This window comes from Deltaproteobacteria bacterium, assembly GCA_009930495.1.
Lineage (GTDB): Bacteria > Desulfobacterota > Desulfovibrionia > Desulfovibrionales > Desulfomicrobiaceae > Desulfomicrobium.
On record RZYB01000108.1, the window covers coordinates 1 to 9,459 of the forward strand.

Below are 9,459 nucleotides of genomic sequence, written 5' to 3' on the forward strand. Positions count from 1 at the left end.
ATTTTTTATGGCACGACCATCGCCGGCGCGGCCAGCATCATGGGCTGGGAACGCTTTTGCCCATGTAGTATGTAGTTGTGTCTGGATCACTCTTTATTCAAGAGTCGTGATAGGATAGATAAAAAGAAGAAAATCGGCGTATAATGACTCCATCTTTATTTCAAGGAGCTCATTATGCGTCGATTTGTTTTTGCCTTTGCTGCCGCGTATCTGATTTTTTTGTCCGTTGTACATGCGGATGATTCCTCGAACATCAAGCCTCTCCCTCCTGTTACCATGCAAGATGGTAATGTTTTCGCTCCAATGCGTTTCGCTGTTATCGGACGATACGCGTATTTCGATCAAAACCGGATCTTCACGGGTGCGTCCGAGGATGATCCTGGCTTTGGCAAGCGCCGGCGCACGGCGCATGCCGGACAGTTGACCTTGCGCGCCGGGCTTCCGGCGGGATTCGAGGTTTTGGCCACGGGTACGCTCTGGGACAAGACCGTCGAGCGTGAAAACGCGAAGGGCGCCACCGACGAGTCCGACGTTTCCGGTCTGGGCGACATCCAACTCATGGTCCGGTATCAACTTTTGTCCCAGAAAAATGGCGCGCCATTATCCCTGGCCGCGGGCCTGGGATTGGAAATACCCACCGGCGATTGCGACAACGAAAATTCTTTTGGCACCCAACCGTATTTTGGCCCTTTTTTGCAACTGGGAACCGGAGCCTGGACTCCCAAGGCGACCATGTCCGCGACCCGCGTTTTTGGGCGGTCGCGTCTTGATGGCCAGCTGATGTATGTTCTTGGCACCGAGGGCGAGCATCACATCGAAAAGGGAGACCAGTTTTTGTATAATCTCGGTTACGGCTACGCCCTGAACTCCTTTTTGACCGCCGGGCTGGCCTTGAACGGGATCCATCAGGACAAGAACACCCAGGAGCTTTCGCCCGGCGTGATCGGTCATGATCCCAATTCTGGCTGTGATCTGATATTTCTTGGCCCGGAACTGAGCTGGAACATCAAGCCATGGAACACTGTCCTTGGTCTGGCCCTGCCCGTGTCCGTGTACCGGGACATGGAGGGCTCGCAACCCACCGAGGACTACAGATTGGTGGCCAAGATCGCCGTGCGTTTCTGAATAAAAAAGGGCCGGCGCGTCGTCGCGCCGGCCCTGGTCCGTTTCTTGGGAACATAGTCGTTATTCGACGGTCAGGATGACGGAAAAGGCCTTGACCAGGGCGCAGATGTTGTCGCCGACCTTGAGGTCCAGGCCGCTGGCCGATTCGTCGGTGATGAGCGACGTGATCTGGGTCCCGTCGGGCAGATCGACCACCACGTCCACGGCGATCTTGCCCCGGTTGATCTTGGAAATCACGCCGTGGAATTTGTTCCTGGCGCTGGTCGTGAGTTTTTGGTCCTCCTTGACCAAGACCACCCACGGTGCCTTGACCGTGGCGATGACGGTCGTGCCCATGGTCAAGCCCAGGGCGTCGAAGCTGTCCTTGGTGATGACGGACACAACCTTGAGCCCCGTGGCCGTGGTTAGCTCCACTTCGCTCAAGACCATGCCGTCGCGGATGGCGCTGATTTGACCGACGAACATGTTTCTGGCCGATGTTTTCATTTTATGAACCTCATGAATGTAATGGTGCATGATGCGCCGGGTGTCGGCGTCGGAAAAACTGACGTATTGGGCCGTCTGGGGCAGGCTCTGGTGGCCAAGCATGGCGTCGACCACGACCAGGGGCACTCCGCCGCGCAAGAGCTCGACGGCTCGGGAATGACGCAGCACGCGGGGATTGAGCAGGTCGCGCGGGATGTCCGTCCCGGCGCCGCGCTCGGAAAATTTGCGCCGGACATAGCCCTGGTCCAGATGGAAAACCTGTCCCCGCAGCGTCGAGCTCAGGGGATTGTCGAAAAAGTGCCGCAAGGTGTCGAGCACGTCCACGGGCAGGGGGATTTCGCGCGTGGACTCGCCCCGAACTCGGACCACGCCGCGTTCGAAATCAAAATCTTGGCGGTCGTCCAACTCCAAGGCTTCGCCCAGGCGCATGCCCGTGTGGCGCAGAATCAAAAAAAGCAACCAGATCCGCATTCTGGCCTGGGTGGTGCGGGCATCGCGCGCCGCCTGGAGCCAGGCTCGGAAAGACACGGCCAGGGTCTCCACTTGTGCCTGGGTCAGATATTTTACCGTCCGTGGAACCTGAAACATGCGCGATGATTTGGGGCCGGAGCGTCTTTGAGGCGCTTGGCTAGGCAGGCCGCGGCGATGCAACTCGGACTGGACGCGTTGCGACAGCCCCAAAAGTATATCCGGATCGAGTTGGTCGATTTTATCCAATACGGATGAGGGTAATCCGTCCATGAGTGTTTCTTTCTCCATGCGCTGCCTTGTGCATGGTTTTTTGCGTCGAGGTCAAGAAAATTACGTTTTCGGGGCTGGACGTGATTGGTTTTCATGACGGCTGGATGCCGGTGGCGCGGCCCTCTTGCCTTTCCCCTGCCCTGGCCCTAAGGACGGGCAAACCGGGCTCGCGGCCGGTTATTTTTTCGTTCGCGACCATGGAGCGCACATGCACGAGTTGATCGACTGGCTGCTGGCAACCGTTGGCGGCATGGGATATGGGGGGATTTTTCTGCTCATGGCCATGGAAAGTTCCATTTTGCCGGTGCCCAGCGAACTGGTCATGCCGCCGGCCGGGTATCTGGCCCATCGAGGCGAGATGAACGCCTGGGTGGCCATTGCCTGCGGCACGTTGGGGAGTTTGGTCGGGGCCTACGCCAATTATTTCGCGGCGCGCTACCTGGGGCGTCCCCTGGTGCTCAAGTACGGGCGTTTCGTGGGTATCAGCGAGGAAAAATTCAGCCGCGTGGAGCGTTTTTTCCTTCGTCATGGCGAGATTTCGACATTCATCGGCCGCCTGCTGCCCGTCATCCGCCATCTCATTTCCCTGCCGGCGGGCATGGCCGGGATGGGGCATCTGCGTTTTTCCCTCTATACCCTGCTCGGGGCGGGAATCTGGTGCACGGTGCTCACGGGCATCGGGTACGCCATCGGAGAAAATCAGGCGTTGATCCTGCGCTATTCCCACGTGGCCCTGACCCTGACCATCATCGGCTGCGGTCTGATCCTGGCCGTCTACATCCTTGTCCAGCGCCGCAAGCGTCAATCCGCGGCCTGATTGGAGTCCGTCATGCTTAATCTGTTCATCAGCCTGGCCATCAAGCTTTTCTTTTTGCTGACGCCCTTTTTCGTGTTGAGCGTGTTTCTGTCCATGACCGAGCACATGGACAAGGCCGATCAGCGCCGGGTGGCCATCCGGACCACCGCGTCCGTCGGTATTATCAGTCTGATTCTTTATTTCGCGGGTAATCCGATTTTTTCCACCCTGGGCATCACCCTGGATGGATTCCGCATCGGCGCGGGAAGTCTTCTTTTTTTGTCCGGGGTGTCCCTGGTCTCGGGCAAGCGTTCCAGCCAGGAAGTGGCCCCGGACATGGATTTCGCCGTGGTTCCCCTGGCCATTCCCATCACGGTCGGACCGGCCACCATCGGTACCTTGCTCATCCTTGGCGCGGAACTGGGCGGACCCAAGGAACGGCTGATCGGCGCGGCCGCCCTGCTTTGCGCCTGTCTGTGCGTCGGTGTCATCCTGCGCTCGGCCCGGGTGCTGAAGAAACTGCTCGGGTCCGTGGGACTGTCCATCATGACCAAGATCACCGGCCTGGTCCTCTCGGCCCTGGCCGCCCAGATCGTGTTTACCGGCATCAAGAATTTTCTCGGATAAATCCGCCGGGTTGTCCCGGCCTGTCCCAAAGCGTTTCGAGGACACCAGCCAGGCGCCATGTGGCGTCCTGGCGGTGTGTCGCGCCATTCCCGCCAGACAGGAAAACCTCCTTGCCTTCCGTCCCGACTCCGGCTAAGAAAAACCAAATCCTATAAGAATATCAAATAATTGGATTATCGTGGCGGACAATGTTCAACCTGCGCACCTACCGCCCCTTGCTCAGTTCCTCCATCATCGGCCGCATCGCCGTGCTGCTGGTGTTTCTGATTGTTTTTGCCGGCGCCATTTGCGTCGTGTACACGCACCACATCAGGAAGACCCTGCGCGAAACCCAGGACGCGGCCAGGGGCATGATGCTCGAAGACCGCCAGCGCACCCTGATCGCGGCGGTGCAGTCCATGAGCGGAGCCTTGGGCCAAATGCTCGCGGCCCAGCCTCCGGGACAGGATCCTCGGGAGCTGTTGCGGCGCGTCCTGGACACGGCCCGCTACGAGGACAACGGCTATTTTTTTGCCTACGACACACGGGGCGTGAACGTCGTCCATCCGTTTTTTCATGAATTCCAGGGCCAGGCCCGTCTGGATATCCAGGACGACGCCGGCCGCAAGTACATCCGCGAACTGACCGAAAAGGCCATGGCCGGGGGCGGCTTCGTCGAATACGATTTTTACAAGCCCGGCGAGAGCGAGCGCCGGACCAAGCTGGTTTACGCCCATCCCATTCCAGGGAGCGACATCTGGCTGGCCTCGGGGCTGTACATCGACGATATCGAGCGCGAGCAGCACCAATTCGCGGGGATTTTCGCCCGCATCCATCGTCAGGCCATCCTGACCGTGGGCTGGGGTGTGCTCATGGTCCTGGTGCTCGTGGTCCTGCCGGTCAGCCTGTTCATGGCGCGGTCCATCATCAAGCCCTGGCGCCAGCTGGAGCGCGAATTGATCCAGGCCCAGAAGATGGAGGCCATCGGTATTTTCGCCGGCGGCATCGCCCACGATTTCAGCAACGTGCTTGGCGCCATTTCGTCCTGCGCCGAGCTGGCCATGCTCGATCTGCCGGCCTCCCACGCGCTGCACGAGGATTTGCGCCAGATTTCCAGGGCCGCCAACCGTGGCAAGAATCTGGTCCGGCGGATCAAGAAGTTCAGCAGCACGGGCGACGCCCCGCGCCGAACCGTGAATCTGGCCAGCATTGTCGAGGAATGCATGGACTTCGTGCAGACCGTCATTCCGGCCAATGTCGAGGTCCGCCGCCAGATTCGGGGCGGAAAGATCTGGGTCACGGCCGATCCGGACCAGCTGCTGCAGGTTGTCATGAATCTGTGCACCAATGCCGAGCAGGCCATGCGCGGCCGCAAGGGAGTGCTCACGGTGTGTCTGGACATCATCGACCTCGACGCCATCGAGGCCCAGACCATGGGGTTGCGGGCCGGCCTGCATGCCCGGCTGTCGATCCAGGACAACGGCGTGGGCATGAATCCGGCCGTGCAAAAACGAATTTTCGAACCTTTTTTCACCTCGCGGCAGTCCTCCGGGGGCACGGGTCTGGGCCTGTCCATGACGCAAAGCATCGTGACCATGCACGGCGGGGGCATCACCGTGGCCAGTCGGCCAGATCAGGGGACCACGTTTCACGTTCTTCTGCCCTGCGCCCGGCGGACCGAGGATGAATTGACCGAAGACCGGCATCGGGAGTTGCCGGGAGGAAGCGAAAGCCTGCTGGTGGTGGATGACGACGCCGATCTGCGCCTGTCCCTGGCCAAGCTCTTTACCCGCCTGGGATACACGGTCAGCGCCAAGGCCGACGGGGCCGAGGCCCTGGATCTTTTTTTGAACGACCCCGACCGGTTCGACCTGGTGTTCACCGATCAGGTCATGCCGCGCATGTCCGGTGTCGAGCTTATCGCCGAAATCCGGAAAGCGCGGCCCCGGCTACCGATTATTTTATGTAGTGGCTTCGAGGAGGAGGACTTGACCCACCGCCTGCCCCAGAATCTGGACGACGCGGGCGTGGCGGTATTTTTTCGGAAACCTTTCGACTCGGCGGACGTGTGTCAGGGCGTGCGCGATCTGCTCGACAAACGCCGAGGGGGCGATTTTTGCCCGTCGGGAGACCCATGCCCACGATTCTGATCATCGACGACGACGAATCCATGTGTCACGTCCTGACCCGGACGGTGAAACGCATGGGGTGCGAGGCGGTCGCTGTCGGCACCCTGGCCGCCGGCCGCTCCCAGGCCAGGGCCCGGTCCTTTGACGTCGTTTTTCTCGATGTCCGCCTGCCCGATGGCAATGGGCTGACCATGCTTCGGGAGCTCTTGGTCCAGCCTTCCCGGCCGGAAATCATCATCATAACCGGGCAGGGCGATCCAGCCGGGGCCGAGCTGGCCATTTCCAACGGCGCTTGGGACTACATCGAGAAAACATACAGTATCCAGCGCATATCCCTGACCCTGAAGCGCGCTCTGGAATATCGCGAGGCCAGGGTCGAGGTGCGCCGGGTCCGGGGCGACCAGTTGAGCCGGGAGCGGATCATCGGGGCCAGCCCCAGCCTGCTTCGAGCCCTGGACCAGGCCGCATTGGCCGCCCAGGGCGAGGCCGGCGTGCTGCTGACCGGCGAAACGGGGACTGGCAAGGAGCTTTTCGCCAGGGCCATTCATCAAAACAGTCCGCGCGCCAGCGGCCCCTTTGTCGTCGTGGACTGCGCCGCCCTGCCCGAGAGCATTGCCCAGTCCATCCTTTTTGGCCACAAGAAAGGCGCCTTTACCGGGGCGGAAAAGGATCAATCCGGGCTGATTCCCCAGGCCGACAAGGGCACCCTTTTTCTGGACGAGGTTGGCGAATTGCCCCTGGCCGTGCAGAAAAATTTTCTGCGCGCCATCCAGGAACGGACCGTGCGTTCCCTGGGCGACCGGGACGAAAAAAAGAGTGATTTTCGTCTCGTGGCCGCCACCAACCGCGATTTGGAAGGCATGGTCGAGGCCGGCACCTTCCGGGACGACCTGCTCTATCGATTGCGCGGCATCCATATCCATCTGCCGCCCTTGCGCGAACGGGCGGGCGACATCCGTCTGTTGGCCGCCCATTTTCTCGAATCGCGCGCCGACGGCCTGCCCAAGACGCCCAGCCCGGACTTTTTGGAGACCCTGGACGCCTACGACTGGCCCGGCAACGTTCGGGAATTGATCCACGCCCTGGATCATGTCCGGGCCGTGGCCTGTCTTGATCCTTCGTTTTATCCCCAACATCTGCCCGCGCCGCTTCGGGCCAAGGTCGCCCGGCGACGCATGGCCGCCAGCCAGGCCGTGGATCGGCTTCCAGAGCCCGTGTCCGCCACGGGTGACATCCCCCGGCTGCAATCCTACCGCGAGGAAATCTGGGCCAGGGCCGAGAGCGAGTATCTGCGCGGCCTGCTGGATTCCACCGGTGGCAATGTCAAGGCCGCCATCCATTTGTCCGGCCTGTCCCAATCCCGCCTTTACGCCCTGCTCAAGAAGCACGGCCTGATTCCCCGCCCCAACGAGAAATAAAAACACGCTTCGTCCCGACGCGGATTCCATTTCCTGCCCGACAGGAAAACAGCCTTCCCGTGGCGCGGGAAGGCTGCTGTTGTATTCCTGGATGGATTTATACAACAGTCCGAATTAAAAAAATTATCTTGTTCAAGATGGCTCTGGCACGGCCCCTGCTTGGGGACGGGCTCCGCCACGCGCGGCCCGGCCATGCGTGGCGGAGCCGCTGACCATCAACCCGTAACCAAGGAGGTTTTTCGTCCGGACTCAGGTCGTGAACGGAAACGCGGTGTCCGGAAATACCGCACGGCGGACCAAAACACGGCGGACCGATTGCCCGCGTCATTTTCCACTCATGGATGTGTCCCCTCCACCAGAGCCGGGCATGCCTTACCCCAACGCATCGAGGTCAACGATCATGGTTCAGAAATTGTTGAAAATCATCGTGCCCACCATCATCATGGTACTTTTCGCCGCCTGTTGCTCCGCCGCCGAGGCGGCCGAGCCTCCGGTCATGAACGCCTACATCACCCTGGCCATTCTCGGCGTGGCCGGCATCCTCTTTTTCACCGAACTCGTGCCCCTGCCCATCACGGCCATGCTCGTGCCCGTGGCGCTGAGCATTTTCAACATCATTCCGGCCAAGGCCGCTTTCGCCAATTTCGGCAACGAATGGGTGGTCATCTTCATGGCCATGTTCGTGGTCGGCGAGGCCACCTTTGTCACGGGCTTCGCGGACAAGGTCGGCGCCCTCACGGTCAAGTTGTCCGGCGGTAACGAGGTCAAGCTGCTTCTTTTCTCCATGATCGCCATCGGCGGTCTGTCCGCCTTTCTGTCCAACACCGGGACCACGGTCGTGGCCATTCCCATGATCATGGGAATGTGCGCCAAGGCCGGCATCAAGCCGGGAAAAATTCTCATGCCCGTGGCCTTTGCCGCCGGCCTGGGCGGCGCGATCACTCTGGTCGGTACCCCGCCCAACGGCCTGGTCAATTCCGTGCTGTCCAAGATGGCCAGCGAAGGCTACCAGCCCTTCGGTTTTTTTGAGTTCGCCAAGTTCGGTATCCCGCTGACCATCGTCGGTATTCTTTATTTCGCCCTGATCGGGAAAAACTTTCTACCCGATACCGGCAACGGTTTTGATCTGGACCAGGACGAAAAGCTGGCCACCCAGGTTCCCAAGGTCAAACGCCCGGAAAAAATGGGCATCTGCCTGGCCATCTTCGCCTTTGTCGTGGCGGTCATGGCCACGGAATTCATGCCTCTGGTCACGGCGGCCATGCTCGGCGCCTGTCTCATGGTCATCACCGGCTGCATGACCATGAAGGAAGCCTTCAAATCCATCGACTGGACAACCATTTTTCTGTTCGCCGGCACCCTGGCCCTGTCCGCGGCCCTGGACAAAAGTGGCGCGGCCAAGCTCATCGCCACGGCCGTGGTCTCCCAGGTCAGCGATCCGTACATGCTCATGGCCGTGGTCTGTGGCCTGACGGCCATTGTCACCAACTTTATGTCCAACACGGCCACGGCCGCCCTGATGGCACCCCTGGCCGTGCCCATTGCCATGCAGGGCGGCGTCTCGCCCCTGCCGCTTTTGATGGGCATCGCCATGAGCGCCTCGGCCTGTTTCCTGACCCCCATCGCCACCCCGCCCAACACCATCGTGCTGGGCCCCGGCAAGTACAAATTCATGGACTATTTCAAGGCCGGCTGGCCGCTGCAGATCATCAGCTACATCATGTGCGTGGTCTTCATCCCCATGATCTGGAAATTCTGAACCCTTGCCCCTGCCCGCCGCCTTGGCCGGGCAGGGGGTTTTGCCCATCCCTCGCATCCTTATCACACTTTATTCTCAATAAATTACGTTTTTCCCGTTCCCAGGGTTGAACTGCTCCTGGCCCGAAGTGTACACGCAAGGTCGCGAGTATCACCTCGGTCCCCGTGGAGTCCGTCATGCCCCGCGCCATGTTTCTGATCCTCATTCCGCTTTCGTTCATCGGCATCATCCCGGCCCACGCCATGGCCGGCGCGTTCTTCACGGCCCGTCCATGATCGGCTTCATCGCCGGAGCCGGCATCGTGGTCCGCAATTCCATCATTCTGGTGGATTTCATCGCCATGCGCCGGGACCAGGGCGAAACCCTGGAGAACGCCGTGGTCGAGGCCGGCGCCGTGCG

Annotated in this window: 7 protein-coding genes and 1 pseudogene; 7 read left to right on the forward strand and 1 reads right to left on the reverse strand. The window is 60.5% G+C overall.

The window, feature by feature from the left end; translation table 11 throughout:
- The first annotated feature begins 174 nt into the window (after positions 1-174).
- Positions 175-1,125, forward strand: a complete 951-nt coding sequence (locus tag EOL86_09545; GenBank protein NCD25817.1) for a transporter — start codon at positions 175-177, stop codon at positions 1,123-1,125.
- A 60-nt stretch (positions 1,126-1,185) separates the two neighbouring features.
- Here the strand turns inward: EOL86_09545 and EOL86_09550 are convergent, their stop codons facing one another.
- Positions 1,186-2,328, reverse strand: a complete 1,143-nt coding sequence (locus EOL86_09550) for an integrase (protein ID NCD25818.1) — start codon at positions 2,326-2,328, stop codon at positions 1,186-1,188.
- A 232-nt stretch (positions 2,329-2,560) separates the two neighbouring features.
- On the opposite strand from EOL86_09550, the gene EOL86_09555 reads away from it, so the two are divergent.
- The 6 genes and pseudogenes from EOL86_09555 to EOL86_09580 all read left to right on the forward strand — a co-directional run bounded on the left by EOL86_09555 (position 2,561) and on the right by EOL86_09580 (position 9,459).
- Complete coding sequence (locus EOL86_09555; protein ID NCD25819.1) at positions 2,561-3,169, forward strand: DedA family protein; 609 nt, start codon at positions 2,561-2,563, stop codon at positions 3,167-3,169.
- A gap of 12 nt (positions 3,170-3,181) precedes the next feature.
- A complete protein-coding gene (locus EOL86_09560) occupies positions 3,182-3,775 on the forward strand; it encodes a MarC family protein (protein ID NCD25820.1) in 594 nt (197 codons plus the stop codon).
- Between the two features lie 188 nt (positions 3,776-3,963).
- Positions 3,964-5,904: a response regulator gene (locus tag EOL86_09565; protein NCD25821.1), complete on the forward strand. Its 1,941-nt coding sequence runs from the start codon at positions 3,964-3,966 to the stop codon at positions 5,902-5,904.
- Positions 5,889-7,301, forward strand: a complete 1,413-nt coding sequence (locus EOL86_09570; protein ID NCD25822.1) for a sigma-54-dependent Fis family transcriptional regulator — start codon at positions 5,889-5,891, stop codon at positions 7,299-7,301. Before EOL86_09565 ends, EOL86_09570 begins: the two co-directional genes overlap by 16 nt.
- Before the next feature lie 400 nt (positions 7,302-7,701).
- A complete protein-coding gene (locus EOL86_09575) occupies positions 7,702-9,060 on the forward strand; it encodes an SLC13/DASS family transporter (protein ID NCD25823.1) in 1,359 nt (452 codons plus the stop codon).
- A gap of 203 nt (positions 9,061-9,263) precedes the next feature.
- Positions 9,264-9,459, forward strand: a pseudogene (locus EOL86_09580) (efflux RND transporter permease subunit).